Origin of the sequence: Polynucleobacter nymphae, assembly GCF_018882155.1 — a bacterium.
In the GTDB taxonomy this organism is placed as follows: Bacteria; Pseudomonadota; Gammaproteobacteria; order Burkholderiales; family Burkholderiaceae; genus Polynucleobacter; species Polynucleobacter nymphae.
Genome location: NZ_JACVPA010000002.1, coordinates 273,631 through 300,143 on the forward strand (window position 1 = coordinate 273,631; position 26,513 = coordinate 300,143).

At 45.2% G+C, this 26,513-nt stretch carries 25 protein-coding genes and 2 tRNA genes; 18 read left to right on the forward strand and 9 right to left on the reverse strand.

Translation table 11 applies throughout. The annotated features are described in order from the left end of the window. The first annotated feature begins 43 nt into the window (after positions 1-43). The 6 genes from ICN29_RS09860 to ICN29_RS09885 all read left to right on the forward strand — a co-directional run bounded on the left by ICN29_RS09860 (position 44) and on the right by ICN29_RS09885 (position 6,360). The gene (locus ICN29_RS09860) at positions 44-2,389 is read left to right on the forward strand and encodes a cyanophycin metabolism-associated ABC transporter (RefSeq protein ID WP_216132735.1); all 2,346 of its coding nucleotides are present in this window, start codon (positions 44-46) and stop codon (positions 2,387-2,389) included. Continuing rightward, entirely contained in the window at positions 2,386-2,853 is a 468-nt protein-coding gene (locus tag ICN29_RS09865; protein WP_216132737.1) for a cyanophycin metabolism-associated DUF1854 family protein, read from the forward strand. Before ICN29_RS09860 ends, ICN29_RS09865 begins: the two co-directional genes overlap by 4 nt. A gap of 15 nt (positions 2,854-2,868) precedes the next feature. Beyond that, positions 2,869-2,944, forward strand: a tRNA-Thr gene (locus ICN29_RS09870). Between the two features lie 540 nt (positions 2,945-3,484). Further along, positions 3,485-4,747: an oxalate/formate MFS antiporter gene (oxlT, locus tag ICN29_RS09875; protein WP_216132738.1), complete on the forward strand. Its 1,263-nt coding sequence runs from the start codon at positions 3,485-3,487 to the stop codon at positions 4,745-4,747. A 90-nt stretch (positions 4,748-4,837) separates the two neighbouring features. Continuing rightward, the gene (locus ICN29_RS09880; RefSeq protein ID WP_216132740.1) at positions 4,838-5,212 is read left to right on the forward strand and encodes a DUF2946 domain-containing protein; all 375 of its coding nucleotides are present in this window, start codon (positions 4,838-4,840) and stop codon (positions 5,210-5,212) included. Between the two features lie 77 nt (positions 5,213-5,289). Beyond that, positions 5,290-6,360 carry a TonB-dependent receptor gene (locus tag ICN29_RS09885; protein WP_216132742.1) on the forward strand — a complete coding sequence of 357 codons (1,071 nt, stop codon included), beginning with the start codon at positions 5,290-5,292 and terminating at the stop codon, positions 6,358-6,360. Here ICN29_RS09885 and ICN29_RS09890 read toward each other — a convergent pair whose 3' ends face one another. After that, complete coding sequence (locus tag ICN29_RS09890; RefSeq protein ID WP_216132744.1) at positions 6,361-6,858, reverse strand: peroxiredoxin family protein; 498 nt, start codon at positions 6,856-6,858, stop codon at positions 6,361-6,363. A 54-nt stretch (positions 6,859-6,912) separates the two neighbouring features. On the opposite strand from ICN29_RS09890, the gene ICN29_RS09895 reads away from it, so the two are divergent. Further along, a complete protein-coding gene (locus ICN29_RS09895; RefSeq protein ID WP_216132746.1) occupies positions 6,913-7,377 on the forward strand; it encodes a copper chaperone PCu(A)C in 465 nt (154 codons plus the stop codon). Between the two features lie 70 nt (positions 7,378-7,447). On the opposite strand, the gene ilvD is transcribed toward ICN29_RS09895, so the two are convergent. Then, complete coding sequence (gene ilvD, locus ICN29_RS09900) at positions 7,448-9,142, reverse strand: dihydroxy-acid dehydratase (RefSeq protein ID WP_216132748.1); 1,695 nt, start codon at positions 9,140-9,142, stop codon at positions 7,448-7,450. 241 nt (positions 9,143-9,383) lie between these two features. On the opposite strand from ilvD, the gene ICN29_RS09905 reads away from it, so the two are divergent. Together ICN29_RS09905 and ICN29_RS09910 are read left to right on the forward strand one after the other, a co-directional pair. Next, complete coding sequence (locus ICN29_RS09905; RefSeq protein ID WP_216132750.1) at positions 9,384-10,013, forward strand: response regulator transcription factor; 630 nt, start codon at positions 9,384-9,386, stop codon at positions 10,011-10,013. Between the two features lie 109 nt (positions 10,014-10,122). Continuing rightward, positions 10,123-11,130 (forward strand): helix-turn-helix domain-containing protein, encoded by a 1,008-nt coding sequence (locus tag ICN29_RS09910; protein WP_216132752.1) that lies wholly within the window; start codon positions 10,123-10,125, stop codon positions 11,128-11,130. Positions 11,131-11,155: 25 nt separating this feature from the next. Here the strand turns inward: ICN29_RS09910 and ICN29_RS09915 are convergent, their stop codons facing one another. The 3 genes from ICN29_RS09915 to ppa all read right to left on the reverse strand — a co-directional run bounded on the left by ICN29_RS09915 (position 11,156) and on the right by ppa (position 13,766). Next, positions 11,156-11,494, reverse strand: coding sequence for a P-II family nitrogen regulator (locus ICN29_RS09915; protein WP_216132754.1), 339 nt, complete (start codon positions 11,492-11,494; stop codon positions 11,156-11,158). Positions 11,495-11,567: 73 nt separating this feature from the next. Continuing rightward, a complete protein-coding gene (locus tag ICN29_RS09920; protein ID WP_216132755.1) occupies positions 11,568-13,187 on the reverse strand; it encodes an NAD+ synthase in 1,620 nt (539 codons plus the stop codon). Positions 13,188-13,223: 36 nt separating this feature from the next. After that, complete coding sequence (gene ppa / locus ICN29_RS09925; RefSeq protein ID WP_216132757.1) at positions 13,224-13,766, reverse strand: inorganic diphosphatase; 543 nt, start codon at positions 13,764-13,766, stop codon at positions 13,224-13,226. Positions 13,767-13,937: 171 nt separating this feature from the next. Between ppa and ICN29_RS09930 the strand changes: the two genes are divergently transcribed. The 3 genes from ICN29_RS09930 to vapC all read left to right on the forward strand — a co-directional run bounded on the left by ICN29_RS09930 (position 13,938) and on the right by vapC (position 16,997). Beyond that, the gene (locus ICN29_RS09930) at positions 13,938-15,998 is read left to right on the forward strand and encodes a sodium-translocating pyrophosphatase (protein ID WP_216132759.1); all 2,061 of its coding nucleotides are present in this window, start codon (positions 13,938-13,940) and stop codon (positions 15,996-15,998) included. 367 nt (positions 15,999-16,365) lie between these two features. Continuing rightward, positions 16,366-16,599, forward strand: a complete 234-nt coding sequence (vapB, locus tag ICN29_RS09935) for a type II toxin-antitoxin system VapB family antitoxin (protein ID WP_087910249.1) — start codon at positions 16,366-16,368, stop codon at positions 16,597-16,599. After that, the gene (vapC, locus tag ICN29_RS09940) at positions 16,599-16,997 is read left to right on the forward strand and encodes a type II toxin-antitoxin system tRNA(fMet)-specific endonuclease VapC (RefSeq protein WP_216132761.1); all 399 of its coding nucleotides are present in this window, start codon (positions 16,599-16,601) and stop codon (positions 16,995-16,997) included. The genes vapB and vapC overlap by 1 nt, the downstream gene beginning before the upstream one ends. Before the next feature lie 67 nt (positions 16,998-17,064). Here the strand turns inward: vapC and trxB are convergent, their stop codons facing one another. Next, positions 17,065-18,021 carry a thioredoxin-disulfide reductase gene (trxB, locus tag ICN29_RS09945; RefSeq protein WP_216132763.1) on the reverse strand — a complete coding sequence of 319 codons (957 nt, stop codon included), beginning with the start codon at positions 18,019-18,021 and terminating at the stop codon, positions 17,065-17,067. 75 nt (positions 18,022-18,096) lie between these two features. On the opposite strand from trxB, the gene ICN29_RS09950 reads away from it, so the two are divergent. The 4 genes from ICN29_RS09950 to ICN29_RS09965 all read left to right on the forward strand — a co-directional run bounded on the left by ICN29_RS09950 (position 18,097) and on the right by ICN29_RS09965 (position 22,556). After that, positions 18,097-20,373, forward strand: coding sequence for a DNA translocase FtsK (locus ICN29_RS09950; RefSeq protein ID WP_439651276.1), 2,277 nt, complete (start codon positions 18,097-18,099; stop codon positions 20,371-20,373). Beyond that, the gene (gene lolA / locus ICN29_RS09955; RefSeq protein ID WP_369411668.1) at positions 20,345-21,064 is read left to right on the forward strand and encodes an outer membrane lipoprotein periplasmic chaperone LolA; all 720 of its coding nucleotides are present in this window, start codon (positions 20,345-20,347) and stop codon (positions 21,062-21,064) included. The genes ICN29_RS09950 and lolA overlap by 29 nt, the downstream gene beginning before the upstream one ends. Positions 21,065-21,108: 44 nt before the next feature. Then, positions 21,109-22,419: a serine--tRNA ligase gene (gene serS / locus ICN29_RS09960; protein WP_216132767.1), complete on the forward strand. Its 1,311-nt coding sequence runs from the start codon at positions 21,109-21,111 to the stop codon at positions 22,417-22,419. Positions 22,420-22,466: 47 nt separating this feature from the next. Then, positions 22,467-22,556, forward strand: a tRNA-Ser gene (locus ICN29_RS09965). 4 nt (positions 22,557-22,560) lie between these two features. Here the strand turns inward: ICN29_RS09965 and ICN29_RS09970 are convergent. Next, positions 22,561-22,917: a winged helix DNA-binding protein gene (locus ICN29_RS09970; RefSeq protein ID WP_216132769.1), complete on the reverse strand. Its 357-nt coding sequence runs from the start codon at positions 22,915-22,917 to the stop codon at positions 22,561-22,563. Between the two features lie 134 nt (positions 22,918-23,051). Here ICN29_RS09970 and ICN29_RS09975 point away from each other — a divergent pair, with 134 nt between their 5' ends. Further along, complete coding sequence (locus ICN29_RS09975) at positions 23,052-23,312, forward strand: hypothetical protein (RefSeq protein ID WP_216132771.1); 261 nt, start codon at positions 23,052-23,054, stop codon at positions 23,310-23,312. A 31-nt stretch (positions 23,313-23,343) separates the two neighbouring features. Here the strand turns inward: ICN29_RS09975 and ICN29_RS09980 are convergent, their stop codons facing one another. Continuing rightward, on the reverse strand, positions 23,344-24,150 hold the full coding sequence (locus tag ICN29_RS09980; protein WP_216132773.1) for a hypothetical protein: 807 nt from the start codon (positions 24,148-24,150) through the stop codon (positions 23,344-23,346). Between the two features lie 185 nt (positions 24,151-24,335). Here ICN29_RS09980 and ICN29_RS09985 point away from each other — a divergent pair, with 185 nt between their 5' ends. Next, the gene (locus tag ICN29_RS09985; RefSeq protein WP_216132775.1) at positions 24,336-26,141 is read left to right on the forward strand and encodes an AsmA family protein; all 1,806 of its coding nucleotides are present in this window, start codon (positions 24,336-24,338) and stop codon (positions 26,139-26,141) included. Between the two features lie 8 nt (positions 26,142-26,149). On the opposite strand, the gene ICN29_RS09990 is transcribed toward ICN29_RS09985, so the two are convergent. After that, positions 26,150-26,500, reverse strand: a complete 351-nt coding sequence (locus ICN29_RS09990; RefSeq protein ID WP_369411671.1) for a phage holin family protein — start codon at positions 26,498-26,500, stop codon at positions 26,150-26,152. Positions 26,501-26,513 lie beyond the last annotated feature (13 nt).

Here is a 26,513-nt window from a genome sequence, read left to right on the forward strand (position 1 = left end):
CTATAAATCTAAAAAATCTAGCTCCACTATACTTTTAGTGTCGATGAAGCCAGAAATCCTACCTTTTGCTCCAAGCTTGCCAAGCTATTGGCAGTCTATTTTGCAGGGCAAAAAATCACCGGTTCGTAGCCCAGATGCCTTGCTGGCATGGGTGGAGTTGGATTTAGATGCAGATCTGCGCTTTGAAAAAAGCCTGCTTTTACTGAGCCAAGACGGTCTTTTTTGGACTGACGGGAAGCAATTTCAGTCTTGGCCTATAGATCAGGGGCAGTATTTAGTTCATGGAGACCATGCGGGAGTCGGCCATCTCAGGCTAGAAACTGCTGACAGTTTGCTCAGGGCCTGGTATTTCACTCTTGCAGTAAATCCACAAATTCTGCGTTTGCAATCCAGCTTTAAGCAACTTACCAGAGGTGAAGAGCAAAGCAAAGGCGAGTCAAGTGAGTACGACAAACAAGTTTGCCCAGTTTGCTTAAGTCCAAAATCTGCTAACTCAGATGCATGTCCTACTTGTGATCCAGAGGACGATACTCCGCCGTCTACATGGACTTTATTTAAGCTTTGGCGTTTTGCAAAACCATACAAAAAACAACTCGCACTCGGTTTTGTCCTGACTTTGCTGTCAACTGGCGCAACACTCATCCCACCTTATCTCACGATGCCATTGATGGACCATGTGTTGATTCCCTATGAGAAAGGTAATCCGATTGATTTTCATTTGGCCAGCATGTATTTACTCGCCTTGTTTGGCGCCGCCTTAGTAGCTTGGGGATTGGGTTGGTGGAAAACCTATTTACTAGCGCTTGTAAGCGAGCGGATTGGCGCTGATTTGCGCAACACCACCTTTGAGCATTTACTCAAGCTTTCTTTGGAATACTTTGGTGGCAAGAGAACGGGCGACCTGATTGCCCGTATCGGCGCTGAGACAGATCGTATCTGTGTTTTCCTCTCGCTGTATGCACTCGATTTTGTAACCGATGTCTTGATGATCACAATGACTGCTGCGATCTTGGTATCGATTGATCCATTGCTTGCTGTAGTCACTCTAGCGCCTTTGCCTTTTATTGTTTGGATGATTAATGCAGTGCGCGATAAGTTGCGCTTTGGTTTTGAAAAGATTGATCGCATCTGGTCCGAAGTGACGAATATTTTGGCAGATACGATTCCGGGAATTCGGGTGGTGAAAGCCTTTGCTCAAGAAGATCGTGAGCTTAAGCGTTTTGTGGATTCGAATAAACACAATCTTCAAATTAATGATCGCGTCAATCGTGTGTGGGGTCTGTTCTCGCCAACGGTTACCTTGTTGACTGAGACTGGTCTCTTAGTGGTTTGGGGTTTTGGTATATGGCAAGTGGCTCATCAGAAAATTTCTGTTGGCGTATTGATTGCCTTCCTTGCTTACATTGGCCGCTTCTATATCCGTCTAGATTCGATGAGCCGCATTGTTTCGCATACTCAAAAGGCTGCTGCAGGGGCTAAGCGAATTTTTGATATTTTGGATCACGTCTCTAGCGTTCCTGAGCCAATCAATCCCGCCCCTTTGATGGATGTAAAAGGCCGCATCGCTCTGCGTGGCGTGGGTTTCCGCTACGGTAATCGTGCGGTGTCCAAAGGCATTGATCTCGATATCGCTCCTGGCGAAATGATTGGTCTGGTAGGCCACAGTGGATCTGGTAAGAGCACGCTAGTCAATTTGATTTGCCGTTTCTATGATGTCAGCGCAGGCGCCATTACTTTAGATGGGCGCGATATTCGCAGTATTGGTATTGCTGACTATCGCAAGCGCATCGGCCTAGTCTTACAAGAACCATTTTTGTTCTTTGGCACGATTGCAGAGAACATTGCATATGGCAAACCGGACGCTACTCGTGAAGAAATTATTGGGGCTGCGCGTGCCGCCCACGCCCATGAATTTATTCTGCGCCTGCCACTAGGTTATGACTCTCTAGTAGGGGAGCGTGGCCAGTCTTTATCAGGGGGTGAGCGTCAGCGGATTTCTATTGCGCGTGCATTACTCATCAATCCAAGCATCTTGATCTTGGATGAAGCTACGTCTTCAGTTGATACGACTACTGAAAAAGAAATTCAGCGTGCATTAGACAACCTGGTTAAGGGTCGAACAACCATTGCGATTGCACATCGTTTATCGACCCTTAGAAAGGCTGATCGCCTTGTAGTGCTTGATAAGGGCGAGATTGTCGAGATCGGCTCGCACGACCAATTAATGGAAGCTCAGGGCGCTTACTACACTCTCTATCAGGCCCAACTGCGTCATGCTGCTGAGTTGGTTGAGGGCGGTGCGATTGGCGAGAGTCTTGAGGACTCGCAAGAGGAAACGCGAGAAGAAAAATTAGAAGTCATCGCTAAGAACATTGGGGGTGGAGTATGAATAAGACCCATCAACTAGAGCGCAATGCACTTGGAAGCTTGGTTTTCATTGATACCAAAGGTGAGCGCCATATTGGTGTATATCCGGTGCGAGCATTTCCGATTACTGCACCTGCAGCTGGCATCGGTATCATGAATCAATCTGGCAAAGAGGTTTGCTGGTTTTCAGATATTGTGCTGATCCCGAAAGCAGAGCTCACCCTGATTGAAGAAGAATTGGCCGCGCGAGAATTTATGCCAGTTATTGAGAGAATTACCAAGGTCTCAACGTTTGCTACTCCTAGCATCTGGGATATCGAAACAGATCGAGGGACAACGCGTATTCGTCTTAAGGGTGAAGAAGATATTCGCAGAATTGCGGGCAACACTCTACTGATTGCTGATTCAAACGGTCTACAGTTCCTGATTAAAGACTCTACGCAGCTCGATAAGCTCAGTAAAAAGCTCCTCGACCGCTTCCGCTAGAATCAAAACAGATTCGCCGCTTTAGCTCAGTTGGTAGAGCAGTTCATTCGTAATGAAAAGGTCGCCAGTTCGATTCCGGCAAGCGGCACCAAATTGAGTGCTCAAGGTGGATATTTGAGCTAATTCCTTGACTCTCAGGCGTTGATGCCCATTATTTTTTTAATTAAATCAAAGACTTATAAGTCAATTGTTGCTAACCAAGCATTTAAATCTTTTTAAGGGTTTACCCTAGATAAATCTCCAAATTAGGGTACAATATAAGTACTAACCCTTAAGGAGATTCAAATGACCCAGTTATTGAATATGTTTAACCGGCTTTTTTCTGAAAGCAAACCAGCTGCTCAGCAGCGTACCCGTCACTATGATTTTGATGGTGCATATGGCGGTATGTAATTCAAAAGAGTAGTTATCTGGAAAGCCACCTTCGGGTGGCTTTTTCTTTTGTTAAGCATCGCTAATCATCAAATAACCCTATTTGAGTCAAGGATTTAGCAAGGGTAATCACCAGTGCTGTATTCAGTGAATCTTGATTACTGTCAAGTACTAGTGGATATAAATGTTTAAAAATCAGTCACCACTTTATTTAGTGGTGATGAGTGAATTTATAAAAAGTATAAACAGGAGAATACAGATGAGTAGCGAGAAAACTGCAGGACCTTTAGGAGGTCGTTGGTTTCAGCTTCTGATCGGCATCATATGTATGTCGATGATTGCAAACTTGCAATATGGTTGGACTTTATTCGTAAACCCGATTGATGCAAAGTTTGGTTGGGGTCGAGCAGCCATTCAAGTTGCGTTCACGATTTTTGTATTAACTGAAACTTGGCTTGTTCCAATTGAAGGTTATTTAGTCGATAAGTTTGGTCCACGTCCAGTGGTTTTCTTTGGCGGACTGTTATGCGGCATCGGCTGGATGATGAATGCTCATGCTGAAACATTGACCATACTGTATACCGCAGCTGCTGTGAGTGGTGTTGGCGCTGGTGCTGTTTACGGTACATGCGTAGGTAACGCGCTCAAGTGGTTCCCAGATCGTCGCGGCTTGGCTGCTGGTATGACTGCTGCTGGCTTTGGTGCGGGCTCTGCGTTGACGGTGATTCCAATTGCCAAAATGATCGCAGAACAAGGCTACCAAGAGACTTTCTGGTTCTTTGGTATTGGCCAAGGTGCGATTGTTGTGATTTTGAGTTTGCTCTTGTCTAAGCCTGTTAAAGGTGCCATCACTGCTGTTAAAGCAAGTGTTAGTCAGACTCGCAAAGATTTCCGCCCAATGGAAATGGTTAAGCAGCCTGTGTTTTGGATCATGTACATCATGTTCGTGATGGTTGCAGCTGGTGGCTTGATGGCAACTGCGCAATTGGCTCCAATTGCTAAAGACTTCCAGATTGCTGGCGTAACAGTGAGCTTGATGGGATTAGCATTACCTGCTTTGACTTTTGCATTGACGATTGACCGCGTATTGAACGGTTTAACCCGTCCATTCTTCGGTTGGGTATCTGACAAGATTGGCCGCGAGCAAACAATGACCATGTGCTTCACGTTTGAGTGCTTGGGTATTCTTGGTTTGTATTACTTCGGTCGTGATCCAGTGATGTTTGTTCTGTTGACTGGTCTCGTGTTCTTTGCTTGGGGTGAGATCTATAGCTTGTTCCCATCAACTAATGCGGATACATTCGGTTCAACTTATGCTGCTGGTAATGCAGGCCTCCTCTATACAGCGAAAGGTACTGCTTCATTGTTAGTGCCACTCTCCAGCGTATTGGTGGCTACAACCGGTGGTTGGGAAGTAGTGTTCTGGGTTGCCAGTATTTTGAACGGTACAGCTGCAATCTTGGCGTGGTTCGTATTGCGCCCAATGCGTCGCAAGTTGATCGAGCGCTCCGCTACGATGTAATTAAAGCTTCAGTAGTTCTTGAAAGGGGTCCAATAGGACCCCTTTTTCTTTTCCAGACGCATGAAGCACTTGGGATAAAATCCACTAATCATGAATTTCCGTCACCGCAAACTCGTTCACTGGCTTGCTGCAATAGCAATCGCGATGAGTGCGCTTGCGCCAGCGCTTTCACAGGCGGTATCCCTTGCAAAGGGTGGTAACGGTTTTGCCATGGAGATTTGCTCAGTAGATGGCAGCAAAATGCAGATCAGTGTTCAAGCTGATGAGCAGGCAGACCAGGTCAATTCAACCCAATCTTGTCCTTACTGCGTTACCCATTTCAGTGTGACACCAGCATTTAATACCAATTTGAGTTTTCAAGCGCCGCAAACTTTTGCGTTTCTACCCCAGCTCTTCTATCAATCACCTAAGCTACTTACAGTTTGGGTATCGCCTCCCTCTGCAGCACCTCCTACACAAGCCTAAATCTTTTTAGGACATAGCAATGCTATGTATTTGGCAACCAAGTAAATAAGTTGCCGTGATTTGTGTGGGGAATTCAATTGAAGTTCAAGAAAATAGCAGTGGCGATAGCGTTTTTATTTCCAGCAACAGGTGTAATGGCGTGTGCGAGTTGTGGTTGCAGTTTAAATACGGATATTGGCACTCAGGGAATGGGGATGACCCCAGGCTGGTCATTAGATGTTCGTTATGACACTCTCAATCAGAATAAATTGCGCTATGGCACGAAGGGGATTGGCCAGGCTCAAGCTGCCAAGACTACCAATACTGCCACTGGTGCGCCCGCAGAAGTGGAGGGGTATACGCAGAATAATTACATCACTGCTTCGTTGGATTACAACGATGGAGAGAGCTGGGGTGTGACTGCTGTGTTGCCATTCATCATGCGCAACCATATGACTTATGGATCAAATTCTGATGAGGGTACAGGAGGCTTTCCTACTGGAGAAAATGGCTATAGCTCTAAGGGCTCTGGTATTGGCGATATAAGAATTATTGGGCGCTACTTTGGTCTTGCAGAGCAAAAGGATTGGGGGATTCAGTTTGGCGTGAAGTTGCCGACCGGAAGTAATTCACAAAGTGCTGCTGCTAATTCAGGCGGGACTGTTGCAGTTGATCCTGGCCTTCAACGTGGTACCGGCTCTACAGACCTCATTGGTGGCATTTACAAATTTGGATTCGTAAATGATTTAGAAAATTGGGGGTATTTCGCACAGGCACAGTACCAAGCTGCTGTCATAGTAACTAATGTTCCTAATTCTTTGGTAGGTTTATCAAGCGGCCCAAGTGATTCGCCAACGATCACCACTGGTGGTTCTTATCGTCCAGGCAATTCACTGAATGTAAACGTAGGCGTAAATTACCAAGCTTTTGAGAAATGGGTTCCAACGCTACAGCTAAATGTGATTAACAAAAGGGCTGATAGCGGAACTGCGGCCGATACTTGGGCAACTGGCGGAACACTTGCTTATCTAACGCCTGGAGTTTTATATCGATTGACAGAAAAAACTCAGATGTATGCCAATTTGCAATTGCCAGTTTATCAAAACGTGAATGGTATTCAGGTAGTCCCCTCGTTCATTGCCTCGATGGGCGTACGAGTTCACTTTTAATTACTGAGTAGATAAAAGTGGGGTAATGATTTCGTCAAGAAGTTTGGTATCGACTTTGGGATCACCAGTCAAGCCATTTTTACGAAGCTTTCCCTGCTTATCAATGATGAATGAACTGGGTATACGCCAAATTCTGCCGTAACCTGAGTAATTCATTTGCTGTCTTTCTGCAAAGAGAAAGGAATAATTTTGCATGATTTGTTTTGCCTGGCCCATATCTGCAGGTTTATCTACGGTAATGGCAAGTACTTCGAAACCTTGAGACTTATTTTTCTTAAGGTAGGCTTCAATGGCAGGCATCTCTTCTCTGCAGGGTTCACACCAACTGGCCCAAAAGTTGACTAGCACTACCTTTCCTTTGTAGGCATGTAGTGAGAAGACTTTTCCATCCAAAAGCTCACCCTGAATATCAGGGGCAGGATTTCCGAGTTCAAGCCCTGCATAAGCGGCAGATGACTGCAAAAGAATAATCAGTAGGAAGAGTCGAAAAGTCTGCATAATATTGGGGAAATCAGTTGATGCAATGTACCACTTTTTAATTGAGGGGCAAAAATGAAGTCAAACATATTTTTAACAATGAGCATTGCCCTCGGCATTGCTTTTAGCGGCAATGCCTTGGCTCAAAATGCCCTAGTTGGCCCAATCAAAATTGAGCACGCTTACACTCGGGCCACAATGCCGGGTCAACAAGTTGCTGGCGGCTTTATGAAGATTGAAAACAAAGGCGGCCCTGCTGATCAATTGGTTTCTGCTAGCTCACCAGTGGCGGGTGAAGTGCAGTTACATGAGATGTCAATGGAAGGTAACGTGATGAAGATGCGCCAGGTGAAAGATATCTCAGTGCCAGCAGGCGGCTCTGTTGAGTTAAAGCCTGGTGGTTTACATCTGATGTTCATGAATATCAAGGCTCCACTGAGCGCTGGTGAAACAGTGCCTGTGAAATTGACATTTGCAAAGGCAGGCGAAGTTGAAGTGAAGATGCCTGTGAATGTGATGGGTCAGCACGTCAAACAGTAGGCTTGATTCAATAGCGCTAACAAAAAAGCCCCTAGTTTTACCTAGGGGCTTTCCTTTACTGATTTATTGATTAAGTTAAATCTAAATTCAGATCCGTTACGGCGCCTTTGCTAGCACTACTTGCAAGACTTGCATACTTGGCTAGTAAGCCGCGGGTATAGCGTGGCTTAGGTTGCTTCCAGTTAGCCCTGCGCTTTGCAATTTCTTCTTCGCTGACATTGAGTTGAATGAGTAACTTATGAGCATCGATCGTGACAGAGTCACCTTCGTTGATGAGGGCGATGACACCGCCAACATAGGCTTCAGGAGCAACGTGACCAACAACCATACCCCAGGTGCCACCAGAGAAGCGACCGTCAGTGATAAGGCCTACAGACTCGCCTAGACCTTGACCAACGAGGGCTGAGGTAGGAGAAAGCATCTCACGCATACCGGGACCACCTTTAGGGCCTTCATAGCGAATGATGACAATGTCACCGTCTTTAATCTTTTGGGCCATGATGGCTGCCATAGCATCATCTTCAGAATCAAAGACACGGGCTGGGCCAGTAATCGATGGATTCTTGAGACCAGTAATCTTGGCAACACAACCTTCTGGGGAGATATTGCCTTTCAGAATGGCTAAGTGACCTTGCTTATACAAAGGATTATCTAAAGTGCGAATCACTTTTTGATCTGCGCGTGGCACAGCAGGAATATCTTTCAATGTTTCAGCAATCGTTTTACCGGTGATCGTCATGCAATCGCCATGTAATAAGCCGCCGTCGAGCAGAATCTTCATCACTTGCGGAATGCCGCCAGCTTGATGTAAGTCGGTTGCTAAATAAGTGCCAGATGGTTTCATATCCACAATGACTGGAACAAGCTTACGAATGCGCTCAAAGTCATCAATCGTCCATTCAATTTCAGCGGCACTGGTAATTGCTAAGAAATGCAATACCGCATTAGTAGAGCCGCCTACTGCCATGATTACGCTGACTGCATTCTCAATAGATTTTTTAGTAATGATGTCGCGTGGGCGTAAGTTATTCTTGATTGCGTCTACTAAAACACGAGCAGATTCAGCAGCGCTCACTACTTTTTCATTATCTTCGTTAGCCATGGTTGATGAATAAGGTAGGCTCATACCTAGAGCCTCAAAAGAAGAGCTCATGGTGTTTGCTGTATACATACCACCGCATGAACCGCTGCCGGGGCAAGCATTCTCTTCAACCCCTTTTAAATCCTCTGCACTTAATCTGCCAGAAGTAAATTCACCAACAGCTTCGAATGCAGAAACAATATTGAGATCTTTGCCTTTGTAGTGACCTGGCTTAATCGTGCCACCATAGACATAGATAGCTGGAACATTAGTGCGTGCAATTGCCATCATGCCACCTGGCATATTTTTATCGCAGCCACCAATCACAACCACGCCATCTTGCCAAAGACCATTGACGCAAACTTCAATGCTGTCAGCAATCACTTCACGAGAAACGAGGGAGTATTTCATACCCTCGGTACCCATGCCAATGCCATCAGAAACAGTAGGGGTGCCAAATAGCTGGGCTTTTGCACCTGCTTCTTCAAGGGCATCGACTGCTGCATCTGCTAATTTTTGTAATCCACTATTACAAGGGGTAATCGTGGAGTGACCATTCGCAACGCCAACCATTGGCTTTGAGAAATCCTTTTCCTTGTAGCCCATGGCGTAATACATCGAGCGATTGGGTGCGCGAGCAACTCCCTCGGTGACCATGCGTGAGCGTTCATTAAGGCGTTTCATGCTTATTACTCCAGAAAAGGTTGTTGTCGAAAGGCTCTATTGTGCCGTGAGATCTGATTGGGGGCTAAGCTTCCTATTTGGCGTAAGCGGGAGATCAACATATATTGCAATGCAATATAAATGAGAATGAATTCATCAATATTAATCGCGACTATTCACTGTAAGGCTAATAGCTATATTCAATATAGATGTCTAATATGAATAAATATGTTGATCAATCATTATTTTCCCTTTGAATTCAATGACTAAAGTCGGCCATATTTACCTGATTGACGATGATGAATCGATGCGTATCTCGTTGGCGAGGATGCTGCGCGAGTTGGGCTATTTAGTTGAGGATTACGCCTCTGCGCGCATATTTTTAGATAAGTCCGTGCCAGTATCCCCAGCAGTCATTCTTTTGGATATGCAGATGCCAGATATGACAGGCCTGGATCTACAAGAAAGACTTCTGAAATTAGGCCGTAAGACCCCAATTGTCTTTGTCAGTGGCCAAAGTCACCCCCATCAAATCGTTCACAGCTTGAAGAAGGGGGCAGTCGATTTTCTGTTCAAACCATTCAATTTGGAAGAATTGCTGAAAGCTGTGGCAGATGCGCTTGATTTAGATAGCCGCCAGTTAAAACGCATTTCTTTAGACGTGGAAACGAGAAGGGACTATGCCAGCCTGACGCCAAGAGAGCGTGAAGTCTGTGGCTGGCTAGTTAAGGGACTTCTAAATAAAGATATTGCCGTCAAACTAGGCACTACTGATGCCACCATTAAGGTTCATAAAGCTAGAGTGATGGTAAAAATGCACGCAGATTCAGTGCAGAGCTTGGTGAAGAAATACTTAGAGTCAGATTTAGAAAATCATGCTTTGAGTCACTAGCCTTTAAGCTAATTACTTTGATGGTACATAAGTACTACTATGAAAAAAAGTATTAAAGTTATCAGTCGATTAGAGTTATCACTTTAAAAAATAGCGAGATCTATCTTAGATGGGCAATCAAGCAAAACTTCCGGAGATTCGAAAAGAAGCTTTTTCAAAAGCCCGGGAAAGTCTTGGTTTAAGCGCTAAGGATTTAGCTGGTATGGCTTGCCTCTCAGTGCGCCAAATTCAACAGATTGAAAATGGTGAATCGAATTCTTTCTATGGCGCCCAAATTAAAGTGACTGCTGCGAAAAAGGTAGCGGCATTATTAAAGCTAAAAGAGGAAGATGCTTTTGATTTTGGCGACTCAGTGCCTGAGAAAAAAATCGATCCTGAAAGTGTATTAGTAGAGAATCAATCTAGTCGTGTGGCAAGCGGTGTGTCAGCAGAAAAAAACATAGCGCATGCAAAATCTAACCAGACTAAACCACTCGACACTATGAAAGAAAAAGTCGTTCTTTCATCAACCTCGTCAAGTCAAGAAAAATATCCCCAGAAGAAATTGTTTATTCTTTTGGGTATCGCTCTAGCTTTAGTATTTTCAATAGTAAATTTGCGCCCCTTATTTTTCCCTGAACCTGTGAAGCAAGAGATCGCGGTAGTAGAGGAGCCTGTTCCCGCTAGCCCGCCTGCAGAGCAGGTGGCAGAGAGTAAGCCAGAAGAAAAGCCTGCTGTGGCCGCCTTTGCCGTTGTGCCCCCTGCGCCGGTAGCTCTACCAGTAGCTGCGTCGGTAGCTACTTCAGAGTGCCCGCCTGCGGATACTTCAGCTGTAGGCTACAAAACTGAGTCCCCTAAAAAGGCTGGTGATATGGTGTATTTGCAATCCAAGACAGCCCAAACTGTTTGCGTAGTTGATGCCAGTGGCAAGACTCAAAACAAAACTTTAGAGCCTGGAGTGGGAGTGAGTGTTTTTGGAAAGCCACCGCTCAAGGTCTTAACCTCTGGACAAGCTCAGATAGATATGTATTACCAAGGCGTGAAGGTGCGTCCTTCTAATACCACTTCAAAGACAATTATTTTGGAGCAGGTTGAAATCATTCAGCCTACAGCTTCAACAGATTCTCAGTTGCGCTGAGAATCTGCGCTAGCTTAAACGGCAATCACACTGCAGATTCGTTAGTTTCGCCAGTACGAATCCGAATGACTTGTTCAACCGCAGTAACAAAAATCTTGCCGTCACCAATTTTTCCAGTGTGTGCAGCTTTGGTAATGGCCTCAATTGCAGCCTCAACACGATCGCCTGGAACAACAGCCTCCACCTTAACCTTAGGCAAGAAGTCGACTACATACTCAGCACCACGATAAAGCTCAGTATGGCCTTTTTGGCGACCAAAACCTTTCACTTCCGTGACGGTAAGGCCAGTGACACCCACTTCTGCTAAAGCCTCACGAACTTCGTCAAGCTTGAACGGTTTAATGATTGATGTAATTAATTTCATTTATTCCCCCCTAATGCAGTAATCATACCTAGAACTGAAATATAGCGCTAAAAGCGAACACTTTTATCCATTTTTAGGCTCTAAATTGTGAAGTAATTGGGTAGCGCCAGTCGCGACCAAAAGCGCGGGTAGTGACACGAACTCCTGGAGGCGCTTGGCGGCGCTTGTATTCATTTAATTTGATCAGGCGGGTAACCTTTTCTACGCTCTCAGAATCAAAACCAGCAGCAACGATTTCGGCTATCGATTGGTTCTGTTCCATATAGCGCTCCACGATGCCATCTAAGACCTCGTAAGAAGGCAGACTGTCCTGATCGGTTTGGTCGGGGCGTAATTCAGCTGAAGGCGCGCGCGTCAAAATGCGCTCAGGAATCACCGACTTAATACTATTGCGGTAATCGCACAATCGATATACCAAAGTCTTGGCAATGTCTTTAATCACTGCAAAGCCACCAGCCATGTCGCCATACAAGGTGCAATAGCCAACTGCCATCTCGCTCTTATTGCCAGTAGTTAATACCAGGCGCCCAGTTTTATTGGATAAAGCCATCAGCAAGGTGCCGCGGACACGAGCCTGAATATTCTCTTCAGTAGCATCTAGCTTTAAACCTTTGAACTGTGCTGCTAAAGATGCTTCGAGGGCATCTACTGGGCCGCTAATCGGAATCTCGTCGTATTGAACGCCCAAATTCTTGGCCATCTCGCTGGCATCAATCCAGGAAATATCAGCTGTATAGCGTGAAGCCATCATCACGGCACGCACTTTGTCAGCGCCTAAAGCATCAACCGCAATAGCCAACACTAAAGCAGAATCTACGCCACCGGATAAGCCAAGGATGACTCCTGGGAAATGATTTTTAGTAACGTAGTCGCGAACACCTAGAACGAGTGCTTGATAGGCCTGCGCCTCAACGCTTTGCGCTGGGCTAATCAGACCCTTTTCCAATTGGCCAGAGGGGCTAACATTAACAATACCCAAGCCAACTTCGAACTGAGGCATTGCCATGACGACATCGCCTTGACTATTTAATGCAAATGATCCGCCATCAAATACCAATTCATCTTGTCCGCCAACCGCATTGACATAGACCAAAGGCATTTTGGTTTGCGCAATATGTTCACGCAGTACATCAATTCGCAAGGCTTCTTTTTTCAAGTGATAAGGCGACGCATTGGGAACCAGTAAAACTTGAGCGCCAGCAGCATGTGCTTGTTTAGCAGGACCAGCATGCCATGCATCTTCACAGAGAATCACGCCATAGCGAATACCATCGCATTCAAACACACAGGCTTTATTCCCAGGAACAAAGTAACGTACTTCATCGAATACTTCATGGTTGGGCAACTCTTGTTTAGCATAGCCTGCAATCACTTTGCCGTTTTGTAAAACAGAAGCATAGTTTTGTAGACCCGCTGGAGTCTTTTTGGGGTGTCCCACCACTACGGTAAGTCCTGAGTATTGACCCAACTCTTTCATTAAGAGGTCAAGTTGCTGCTGTGCTTTCTCAATAAAAGCAGGGCGCAGTAATAAATCTTCGGGGGGATAACCAGTAAGCGCTAACTCTGGGGTAACTACAAGCTTGGCGCCTTGCTGAAAGGCATCTTGAGCAGCTTTGTGAATCAGGTGTGCGTTACCCGCTAAATCCCCCAGCATTGGGTTCATTTGGACTAGGGCAATTTTCTGTGTGCTCACTCCGAATCACAAAGCCTTTATAAATAAGTCAGTAGATCAAATTGATGGATGTTCTTTGTTGTAGCGCTCGATGCCTTGCAAGATTTCTTGATGAGCATCTGCAACGCCACCCCAGCCATTGACCTTGACCCATTTACCTGGCTCGAGATCTTTATAGTGCTCAAAGAAGTGTTGGATTTGATTGAGGCGTAATTCATTGATATCTTCTGGCTTTTGCCAGTGAGTATAGATAGGCAAAATCTTGTCTTCTGGAACTGCCAATAATTTAGCGTCTTGTCCAGCTTCATCTTCCATTTGGAGAACGCCAATTGCACGGCAGCTCACAACTACACCTGGAATCAGTGGGAATGGAGTAATGACGAGAACATCAACAGGGTCACCGTCACCAGCGATGGTTTTATTGATGTAGCCGTAGTTACATGGGTAGTGCATTGCGGTACCCATAAAACGGTCTACGAAAATGGCACCACTTTCTTTATCCACCTCATACTTCACTGGATCAGCGTTCATTGGGATTTCAATAATGACATTAAAGCTCTCAGGGATCTTTTTTCCTGGCTTAACTTTGTCCAAACTCATAAATACTCCAAATGGTGATTAGTAAATACCCTGATATTAGCAAACAGGCTCAGGGGTGATTCTGATACATACTGTTACAGCCTTAGAGCCCTAGTTTAAAGCTTTCAAAAACTAGGCCGACTTAAGTGCTAGATATATAAAACAATAGGATCAACTTTAGGGAGTTCAAGCATGAGTAATGTCACTTTAGGCTTGTATTTTGCCTTGGCATGCGGTGTCCTGGCCGTGATTTACGGTTTTGTGATGCGCAGCTGGATTTTGAAGCAAAGTACGGGCAACGCCAAAATGCAAGAGATTGCAGACGCAATTCAGCAGGGTGCTGCCGCTTATTTATCACGTCAATATAAGACGATTGCTGTAGTCGGGGTAGTTCTGACTATCCTTATGGCGCTCTTTTTGGACTTCGCAACCGCTATTGGTTTTGTGGTCGGTGCAGTGCTATCCGGAGCATGTGGCTTTATTGGCATGAACGTTTCAGTGCGTGCAAACGTGCGTACAGCCCAAGCAGCTACCGTAGGCATGAACGAAGCTCTTAATGTGGCATTTAAAGGTGGCGCAATTACTGGCATGCTAGTAGTTGGTCTTGGTCTATTAGGTGTTGGCTTGTTCTTCATGTTCCTAGTATCCATTGGTGCGGGACAGGATCTTGCCGCGGTATTACACCCACTCATTGGTTTGGCCTTTGGGTCCTCATTGATTTCTATCTTCGCGCGTCTTGGTGGCGGTATCTTCACCAAAGGTGCAGACGTTGGTGCTGACCTGGTTGGCAAGGTAGAGGCAGGTATCCCAGAAGATGACCCACGTAATCCAGCGGTGATTGCAGATAACGTTGGAGATAACGTAGGTGACTGCGCAGGTATGGCAGCTGACCTCTTTGAAACTTATGCAGTGACACTGATTGCGACGATGGTACTAGGTTCCTTGATAGTTACCGGTGCGCCAGTAGCTGCCATTGTTTACCCATTGGTATTGGGTGGCGTCTCCATCATTGCCTCTATTGTCGGTTGCTCTTTTGTAAAAGCAACGCCTGGTATGAGAAATGTGATGCCAGCTTTGTATAAGGGCTTAATCATTGCTGGTGGTTTGTCATTGGTAGCGTTCTACTTTGTGACGAACTTCATCATGCCTGATGATGCTCTAGGTATTCCTGGTAGCCAGTGGCGTTTATTTGGCTCTACAGCAGTAGGCCTCATATTAACTGCAGGTTTGGTATGGATTACCGAGTACTACACCGGTACTCAGTTCAAGCCAGTGCAGCATATTGCTGAGGCTTCTACTAAAGGTCACGGTACTAATATCATCGCTGGCTTAGGTATCTCGATGAAGTCAACTGCATATCCAGTGCTCTTTGTATGCGCAGCGATTTATGCGGCCTATTGGTTAGCGGGTTTATACGGTATTGCAATTGCAGCGACAGCCATGTTGTCGATGGCAGGCATTGTTGTTGCGCTAGATGCCTACGGCCCAATTACCGATAACGCTGGTGGTATTGCTGAGATGGCTGGTTTGCCACAAGCAGTGCGTGATATCACTGATCCATTGGATGCAGTGGGTAACACTACTAAAGCAGTGACTAAAGGCTATGCGATTGGTTCAGCCGGTCTTGCAGCACTCGTATTATTTGCTGACTACACCCATGCACTAGAGGGCATTGGTCAACAAGTCTCCTTTGACTTGTCTAACCATATGGTGATCATTGGACTATTTATTGGCGGCATGATTCCTTACTTGTTTGGTGCGATGGCAATGGAAGCGGTTGGTCGTTGCGCTGGTGCAGTAGTGGAAGAGGTACGTCGTCAGTTCCGTGAGATTCCTGGAATTATGGAAGGGACTGCTAAGCCTGAGTACGGCAAGGCAGTAGACATGCTCACTTCTGCAGCCATTAAAGAAATGATTATTCCTTCTTTATTACCAGTGGTTGCGCCAATCGTAGTTGGTCTTTTACTAGGGCCTGCCGCATTGGGTGGCTTACTCATGGGTACGATTGTGACTGGCTTATTTGTAGCGATCTCGATGTGTACTGGCGGCGGCGCTTGGGATAACGCCAAGAAATATATCGAAGAAGGTAACTTCGGCGGTAAAGGTTCTGAAGCGCATAAAGCAGCAGTGACTGGTGATACTGTAGGCGACCCCTACAAAGATACCGCTGGTCCTGCAGTGAACCCACTCATTAAGATTATTAACATTGTGGCGCTGCTTATCGTGCCATTGTTACCGGTGATGAGTCGCTAAGAAAAAGTAATCAAAGCAACAAACAAAAACGCCTAGCAATGCTAGGCGTTTTTTATTTTTCCTTACATAAGGCGAATATGGATATTGGGTAATTTATCATTTGGATATGCAAAAAGTTAAATTATTTTGAATTCATGTTGACCTAAAAAATCCCAAAACATTTCCTAGTGGTTTTGTTGATCACAAAGCATTGGCTTTGGTTACAGAGTCAGAAATACTGGCCCATGAAAAAGAGGATGACCTTGCGTGGAAGAGCGTTATTACAGCTGCTATCAAACCCAATAGGACATAAATCCTCCCTTAAATAGGGGTTGTAAGAGGGTTAAATGCAATATACAATTGCTATATACATGAGGAGGACTGGATTTTGGCTATTTCAACTGTTTTTACGAACAATCGAACTCAGGCAGTGCGACTACCTGTCGAGATGCGGCTTCCAGAGAATGTTCGCAAGGTGAATGTTCGTGCAAAAGGCTGTGAACGCATCATTGCCCCAATTGAAAACATATGGGACAACTTCTTCTTAAGTGAAGCAGGTGTAAGTGATGACTTTATGGATGAAAGAGGGACCCAAGAACAAGGCGATAGAGAGCCTCTTTAATGCTTAAATACTTATTAGACACAAACATTGTTATTTATGTCATGAAACGAAAACCTCTAGAGGCCCTTAAGGTTTTTAATAAAAATGCAAGTCGTATGGCTATATCTACTATTACGTTGGCAGAGTTAATTTATGGCGCTGAAAAAAGCAAGCAAGTAGAAAAGAATCTCAACACTATTGAGGACTTTATCAGTCATTTAGAGGTTTTGCCTTACGATATAAATGCGACTCAGCATTACGGCCAAATAAAAGCATTTTTAGAGCGATCCGGAAAGCCAATCGGTGTGAATGATATTCATATTGCTGCTCACGCTAGAAGTCATGGATTAACTTTGGTCACCAACAATTTATCTGAATTTAAAAGGGTTCCAAATCTAGCTCTTGAAAATTGGGTTTAAATAGCGCTCCTTAAGCAAAAACGCCTAGCACTGCTAGGCGTTTTTGCTTAGAGAATCTTCAGAAGTCTTAATCCAAAGTTTCCAAATAACGTTGTGCATCTAATGCAGCCATACAGCCTGTACCAGCGCTGGTGATGGCTTGGCGATAGATATGGTCTTGCACATCGCCAGAAGCAAATACACCAGGGATATTGGTAGCAGTAGCATTGCCCTCTAAGCCGGAGTGAGTTTTGATATAGCCATTATTCATATCTAACTGGCCAATAAAGAGTTCGGTATTGGGTTTGTGACCAATCGCAATGAAGGCGCCAGTCAAAGCGATATCTTCTGTGCTGCCATCTTGTTTCTTGATGCGCACACCAGTCACGCCTTTTTCATCGCCCAGAACTTCATCCAGTGTTGCATTGAGTTTGAGTTCTACTTTACCTTCAGCAACTTTGGCCATGAGGCGATCATTCAAGATTGGCTCTGCACGGAATTTGTCACGACGATGAATGACGGTGACTTTCTTTGCAATACCAGTCAGATAGAGCGCTTCTTCAACGGCGGTATTACCACCACCCACTACGCAGACATCTTGATTGCGATAAAAGAAACCATCGCAAGTGGCGCACCCGGAAACACCGCGACCCATGAATGCTTCTTCGCTAGGTAGGCCAATGTATTGGGCAGAAGCGCCAGTAGAAATAATGAGGGCATCGCAGGTATAGGTTCCAGAGTCGCCAACCAAGCGAATTGGCTTCTCTGTGAGGGCTGCTGTGTGAATATGGTCAAAGATGATCTCGGTATTAAAGCGTTCTGCATGCTTTAAAAAGCGCTCCATGAGCTCTGGGCCCTGGACCCCATCAGGGTCTGCAGGCCAATTTTCGACGTCGGTAGTGGTCATTAATTGACCCCCTTGAGCCAGGCCAGTAATGAGGGTAGGCTGTAAATTGGCTCGGGCAGCATAGACTGCCGCTGTATAGCCAGCAGGGCCAGAACCGAGGATAAGAACTTTGGAATGTTTTGGGGTATTTGTAGTCATACCCAAATTATAGGTTTGCTTGTTTACAATCAGCAGAACATGGCGAGAACCGTATACCCGAAGTCCAAGGCTCCAATGAGCCCCCAGCCCCCAGAGATGGACGGGCAGGGTAGGATGCCCCGCCTTCTGCTGGAGGCCCGCTGGTTCATCTCCCTAGGTTTGTGCCTAGGTTTATTTGCCATTTTATTCACTTATTCCAAGGCTGATCCAGCCTGGTCGCATGCCAGTTTTGAGACCCCAAGGAACTTGGGTGGCCGTTTTGGAGCTTATTTGGCCGACTTGATGCTCTATATCTTCGGCATCTCTTCCTTCTGGTGGGTAGCCCTCTTTGGGCGTCGGGTCCTCAATGGCTGGCGTGAGCTCTGGAGCATTCCGCTGCCACCGGATCCCGATGCCAAACCAGAATCCCTCTTAGTCCGCTGGTTGGGCTTTGGGCTGACCTTAGCGTGCAGCATGGGTCTTGAGTCGATTCGCATGCATTCGTTGTCCTGGGAGCTGCCAAGACCACCTGGTGGCATTTTGGGTGAGTTGATCGGTGATCCCTTGCAAATGTCTCTTGGCTTTACTGGGGCAACCCTGGTTTTGCTATTTGGCTTATGTGCTGGCTTATCCCTGTTTTTACACTTCTCTTGGTTAGATATTGCCGAGAAAGTAGGCCGCTTCCTAGAGGTGACTTTTCACCGCATTCGTGAGCGTCGCGATAGTGAAGAGGATCGTAAGCTCGGCGAGGTTGCTGCGGAAGAGCGCGAAGAATTTGTGGAAGAATTTCGTGGCCGCGTTGAAGTGGCAGCTCCCGTACAAATTGTGCGAGCACCGATAGAAATTCCAAAGAGTGCCCGAGTTGAGCGTGAGAAACAACAGCCGTTATTCGTTGACATCCCAGATTCAGAATTGCCACCGCTGGCATTGTTAGATCCCGTGCCAGAAGTAAAAGAGACCATCTCTGCCGACGTCTTGGAATTTACTTCTCGCTTAATCGAGCGCAAGTTAGCTGAATTTAATGTTCAAGTTACTGTGATTGCTGCGTATCCTGGTCCTGTCGTCACTCGTTATGAGATTGATCCAGCGATTGGCGTCAAGGGGAGTCAGATTGTCAACCTCTCACGTGACCTAGCTCGTTCACTGGGTGTTGTGAGTATGCGTGTCGTGGAAACGATTCCAGGGAAGACCTGTATGGCTTTGGAATTGCCAAACCCTACACGTCAATCAGTTTACCTTTCTGAGATTTTGACCTCGCAGGTCTATAACGATAACCATTCATTGCTGACCTTGGCTTTAGGAAAAGATATTTCTGGTAGCCCAATGGTTGCAGACTTAGCGAAGATGCCACACTGCTTGGTTGCTGGTACTACTGGTGCTGGTAAGTCAGTTGGTATTAATGCCATGATTTTGTCGATCCTCTTTAAAGCAAAGCCGGACGAAGTACGTCTAATCATGATTGACCCAAAGATGCTAGAGATGGCAATCTACGACAAGATTCCGCATCTCTTATGTCCAGTGGTAACGGATATGAAGCAGGCTTATAACGCTCTCAATTGGGCGGTCAATGAGATGGAGCGCCGCTACAAACTGATGAGTAAGTTTGGGGTACGTAACCTAGCGGGCTTTAATAAGAAAATTCTGGAGGCAGAAGAAAAAGGTGAAAAGCTCACCAATCCATTTAGCTTGACTCCGGATGATCCTGAGCCAATCTATAAAGCACCAGTTATCGTAGTGATCATCGATGAGTTGGCTGACTTGATGATGGTCTCTGGTAAGAAGATTGAAGAATTGATCGCGCGGATTGCACAAAAAGCACGTGCCGCAGGTATTCACCTGGTATTGGCAACACAGCGCCCGAGCGTAGACGTCATTACTGGTTTAATTAAAGCGAACGTACCAACCCGGATTTCATTTCAGGTCAGTAGTAAGATTGACAGCCGCACAATTTTGGATCAACAGGGCGCTGAAGCACTCCTCGGTATGGGAGACATGCTCTATATGGCACCAGGTACTGGCTTACCAGTCCGCGTGCACGGCGCATTTGTATCTGATGATGAAGTGCATCGCGTAGTGGATTGGCTGAAAGAGAAGGGCGAGGCCAATTACATCGATGGTGTTCTTGAGGGTGCTGATGAATCCAATATGGATGCCTTAACAGGTGATAGTGGTGGTGAGTCAGACCCCCTCTATGATCAAGCGGTCGCAATTGTTCTAGAAAACAAACGTCCTTCTATCTCTTTAGTCCAACGTCACTTACGAATTGGTTATAACCGTGCTGCTCGCTTACTTGAAGATATGGAAAAAGCAGGGCTTGTATCTAAGATGGGCAACGGCGGTAATCGTGAGATCCTGCGTCGCTCTTCCGAATAAGGCAGTAATTTTGCAAAGATTCTTTTCTGCAGCATGTCTTGGGGCAGTAATTCTGTTTTCAAGCGCAGCCAATTCTCAGAGTGAGAGCGGTGCCGATCAATTGCGTCAGTTTGTGCGCAACTCTAAAACAGCTGAAGGTGATTTTGTACAGCAGCAGTTGCGGGCACCTAAAGCAAATGAGCCACAAGATAAAGGTTTAAAAGTGGTGCGCCAGACTCAGGGTCACTTTGTGTTTCAGCGTCCCGGAAGATTTATCTGGGATACCCAAAAGCCATATGAGCAAAAGTTGATTGCCGATGGTAAGCAGCTCATTTTGTGGGATAAAGATTTAAATCAAGCCACTATTCGCCCTGCAGGACAAGCATTAGCTGCGACACCAGCAGCGATTCTGTTTGGTGAGGCCTCCTTAGATCAGCATTTTGATTTAGTGGAAGGCGAAGCGCGTTTGGGTATGCAGTGGGTTGCCTTGTCTCCCAAAAAAGATCCCAATGTAAAGAGTAGCAATGATCTCCCTTACACAAAGATCTCCATAGGGATGGCTAATGGCTTACCAAAAGCCCTGGAGTTGATTGATGGCCTTGGAAGTGTGGTTCTGGTTACCCTAGATAAGATTCAGTTGAACGTGAATCTACCAGCAAACCGCTTTACTTTTACGCCGCCGGCTGGTGCAGAGGTCTTACGCTTAAACTAGAGCCTAAATAAAACTCATAACCTATAGAGCCCATAGAGTATCGAATGATTGATCCACAATTACTCCGCAAAGATATCGCCGCAGTACAGGCGCGCCTCGCTACTCGTAAATTCCAGTTGGATGTTGAGAAGTTCAACGCTTTAGAGTCTGAGCGTAAATCTTTGCAAACTCGCACCGAAGAACTACAAGCTAAGCGCAATCAATTGGCAAAAGCCATTGGCATGAAAAAAGGCAAAGGCGAAGATGCCTCAGCTGAGATGGCAGAAGCAAGTCAGATCAATATTGACATGGAATCTGGTTCAGTAAGGCTGGCGATTCTGCAAGCAGAGATATCCGATTTCTTGATGGGGATTCCTAATTTGCCCGATGAATCAGTGCCTACTGGTAAGGATGAAACGCAGAATCAAGAAATCAAACGTTGGGGTACAGAACCTATTTTTGATTTTGAGATCAAAGATCACGTTGATCTCGGTGGTCCCTTAGGCTTAGATTTTGAGGTAGCAGCGAAGATCAGTGGCTCACGCTTTGTAGTGCTCAAGGGCCCAATTGCTAGATTGCATCGTGCGCTTGCGCAATTCATGATTGAGACTCATGCTAGCAATCATGGTTATCAAGAGGTATATACGCCGTACATGGTCAATGCCGCTTCTATGCGTGGTACAGGACAACTTCCTAAGTTTGAAGAAGATCTTTTTAAAGTTCCTCGGCAAATGGGTGGAGAGGATGGTAATTGCGAAGCAAAAACAGAGAACTTCTACCTTATTCCCACCGCAGAAGTTCCTGTTACTAATTTAGTTCGCGATGAAATCGTTAATGCAGATCATCTGCCACTGAAATATGTTGCGCATACTCCATGCTTTCGTTCTGAAGCAGGAAGTTATGGTCGCGATGTGCGCGGCATGATTCGTCAACATCAGTTCGACAAAGTAGAGCTAGTACAAATTACAAAGCCAGAGCATTCGATGCAAGCTCTTGAAGAGTTGACCGGTCATGCTGAACGTATTCTGGAGCTCCTCGAGTTACCGTATAGAAAAGTATTGCTTTGCACGGGTGATATGGGTTTTGGTAGTACTAAGACTTATGACTTAGAAGTATGGATACCATCACAAAAAGCCTACCGTGAGATTAGCTCATGCTCCAGCATGGGCGACTTTCAAGCTAGACGGATGCAAGCCAGATTTAAATCTGGCCAAGGCAAACCGGAATTAGTGCACACCTTAAATGGTTCAGGTCTTGCAGTGGGTAGGGCTTTAGTAGCTCTGATTGAGAACAAGCAACAAGTCGATGGAAGCATAGCTATACCTAAAGCGCTACAACCCTATTTGGGTGGCTTGATAGTCCTCAAGCCAATCTAACTTAGCCCTTTACAAATAACCCCGAAGCTATAATTGCTCTTCGGTTCGGAGAGGTGGCAGAGTGGTCGAATGTACCTGACTCGAAATCAGGCGTACTGTCAAAGGTACCGAGGGTTCGAATCCCTCCCTCTCCGCCAAAAACTAATCTATATTTTTCATTAAGATTTTCTGGGCGGCGGCGGCGTAATCATTCATTGTTTTAATAAGCTTGGCAGTCGGACGCACATATTTGATCCGCTTATCAGACTCATCGAGATAATGCTCAACCCAGCCATCATTTACGAACCTAAGATAGTGTCCACGTACGGCCGTATAAGAGTGAGGGACTGAGGCAAAGAGCTCTTTGATTGAGATATTATTTTTGGCATAGTTATTAATTGCCAAGACAAGAATTAAATCGTAGGCAATCAGAGAGTTTTCAATTGGCAGGCGATCCTTGCACCAAGTGCGTAAGGCAAAGATGCTACCAATCATTAATTCATGGGTTTTACTAAACATGTTGTGAATCTATCAGCAATATCACTTAATAGATACCTAAAAAGACATCTTAAAAGGACATATTTATATTTATTGGCATCTTAAGAATTATTTCTAGAATAGAATGAAATGATTCTCAATCATGAATTCTTCTAATGAAAATTACTGCCTACTTACCTCTCATTATTGTTTTTAGTTTGTTTGCTTGTGCAACTCCAGAACGTGAGTTTGGGGTATACAAGCAATCGGATGGTGCGGTTGGGGTACATGCTCCAGCTGGTGCTAAAGAGAGTGAGACTCAAGAAATGGCTCTGGCAGAATGCAAGAAGCTAGGAAAGCAGAATGCTGTAGCTGCTGGAAGTAGGAAAACGGTCAATGACCGTTTTCCTATTACTTATACCTACATCTGCAGATAAGTTGCGATTAAGTCTTGCTTCAGGATATCAATTAGCTTAATAACCACTTCTTAATCGACTTATTGACGCACATGGCATCTAAAGCCAGCCCAAAGAACTCAGAGCCATTGGTGACCATGCTCTCGATTGCTTCCACTTTTCCAGATTTAATGCCGCGCAAGTAGGTTGCCGCACGATAACGTAAGAAATGCTCGGTTGCGCCTTCTTCATTTTCGGTAGTGCATAGCTCAAGGCTGCCGTAGCGGGTTTCTGGATTGATGTTCAGAATTGCCAAGCCCAGTGCGCCAATCAATTTATCTGGAACCGGGATGGGCACATAGGAGTAGAGTGAGATCAGCATTTCTTGCTCGTCTACTTCGATAATGTGATCAATGTCGAGAACATCTTGCTCGGTTAATTCTGTTTCACCAGAATCACCACCACCAAAAGTAGATTCAAACTGCAGCATTGCAGTATCACTGCCTTTGGAAATCTCGATCATGTCAGGATAGCCAAGTAAACCTTTCCACCAATACATCAAGGTGAAGGTGCAAGGTTTTACCTCTACTAAACCTTTGCTAGTAGATTTGGCAAAGTAAAGACCATAAAACTCATCATCTTTCTCAAGGCCATATTGGTCTACCTTAGTAGATTTTGATATTGACTTTTTGGCCGTTGGTTTCTTTGCTGGCTTCTTAGCGGGAGCTTTCTTGGCTGCCACTTTTTTCACCACCTTTTTAGTCGCCACTTTTTTTACTACCTTTTTGGCAGCGACTTTTTTGACAGCTTTCTTTGTAGGGGCTTTTTTTACCACCTTAGTAGCTACTTTCTTTTTTGCTGGGGACTTCTTTGTAGCCATGGTTTATTACCCTTCTTTTGGTGTTAATGTGCTTAAGTACTTATAGATATTACTGCAAGTTCCTTGCAGTTTTAATATTGGCTATATGGGGCTTGTCCTCCTTATAACAAGGGAAGACCGCTAAGCATCCATATTTTAGTCTAGGGCTTACCATCTTGATAAGCTCGATATAGAATGAATGCGCAATGAGTAAAACCCTCAAAATTATTCTGATTATCTTTGCCGCTGTCTTAGCCTTAGGAGGCTTGGGTGCTTGGTATGCTGCATCATCTGTCAATCCAAGGCAATTAACCCAGCTGCTCAGCTCCGCAGTGAAAGATGCAACAGGACGTGATCTTAAAATTGCAGGGCCAGTCAGTCTCAATATCTTCCCCTCAATTGGCGTTAAGGCTGAGCAAGTTACCCTCAGCAATGCATCATGGGCAAGCCAATCTCAAATGCTATCTTTAAAGCATATTGACCTCGAGGTAAAGCTATTTCCTTTATTTCTAGGAAATGTAGAAATTAGCAACATTCATCTTGCTGGACTAGATGCCCATTTGGAAGTAAATAAGTCAGGGCAAGGTAATTGGGATTTAACGCCATCAGTAAAACCAGCTGACTCAAAAAGTGCTAATAGTAGCCCGCCTCAGAAATCATCTGATGACACTACTTTTGTGGCCATAGATACTGTTTATATTTCTGATGCACATATCACTTATCAAGATGGCAATAGTCCTGCGAAGATGATAGAGGTGCCGAAACTTTCATTAATCGGTGGAGGCGGTAAGACTGCCATCTTGCTTGACTTACAGTACGCTAATTACAAGATGGGTCTCAAGGGGAAGGTGGGCTCACTGCGCCAGCTCATCATGGATTGGGATCAAAGTCCCGTCAAGACAAATCTCGATTTGACGCTCACACTCAACGGAAAGTCTTTGGATATTTCAGGGAAGATAAATAAAGTCCCTAAGGTATTGCCGCAATTCGATATCCAGCTACAGTCTAATTCGTTTGACTTAGCCCCCTTAGCGGCAGCATCGCTTGCATCCTCGACTGGAAAAAAAACAGCAGCAGTGAAGTCTGCAGAGAGTCAAGGCAAATATTTTTTTAGTGATGACCCTTTGCCATTTGATTTATTGCCAAATGCTAATGGAAAGATTGCGCTAAAAATTACTCAGCTAAGCTTGCCAGATAAAACCTCATTGCAGGATTTGAAGGGTAGCATTGCATTTAAGGGTGACAGGATTGATATTAATGATCTGAAATTTCAGTTAGGTAAAGGGCAAGCTCAGGCACAAATTTCGCTTACACAGATTAGCAGCGCCTCTCCAGTAGTAACGATCAAGGCGCATGCCAAAGGCTTTACTGTGGAGCAAGTGCTAGCTAGCAGAGATTTCAGTGCCAAGATGAGTGGGGGAGATGCTCAAATTGCCTTGAATTTATCTGGCAGAGGTAAGAGCTTGCATCAGATTGTCGGAGCTGCAAATGGCGCAGCACAAATGACTGTGGGTAACGCCCGCATCGACTCAGACCTATTGAATGCTGCAGGTGATTTAGCTGTCACCGTGATGGATGCCTTAAATCCCATGCGCAAGCAAAGTAATCAAACTATCTTAGAGTGCGCAGTTGCTTATTTGCCCGTAAGTAATGGCATGATCAATATCAAGGAGTCTATTGGAGTGGAGACTGATAAGTTAGACATTACTTTATCGGGAACGCTCAACCTCAATACTGAGGCAATTAATCTGAAGATTGACCCCCATCAGAGATCGGGCATCACTACGGGCGTTAACTTAGGTAGCTTAGTTCAGCTTGAGGGAACCCTACAAGATCCTAAGGCTGGTATTAATAAGGAAGGTGTAGTGAATAGCGCGGTTTCAATTGGTTTGGGAATTTTGACTGCAGGAATGAGTATTGCTGCTGAGAATGCTAAATCTGTCAGCACCAAGAGGCAGCCCTGTAAAACAGCAATGCACTCTTGGGCCGATATTTACCCTGCGCCTAATTGATTTAGTCTTTAGAAAACTAAGCCACTGATAAAGAGGCTAAATAAAGAAATAAAAATACTCGCAAAGAGTGCAGTCCAGAAACTGGAAATCGTAAAGCCGCTAACAAGAGCCGATACCAGCATTAAGACTAAAGCGTTAATGACCAGCAAAAATAAACCCATCGTAATTACTGTTAAAGGCAGTGTAAATAGAATGAGTAATGGCTTAACGATGGCATTGGCAAATCCGAGGACTAAGGCAGCAATGATTAGTGAGCCCCCATCGGCAAAGCGCAAGCCACTAAAGATATAACTCGCCACCCAAAGGGATAAGGAGGTTAAGCCCCATTGCACTAAAAACAGTGTTAAGTTACCCATAATATTCTTCCTTTTT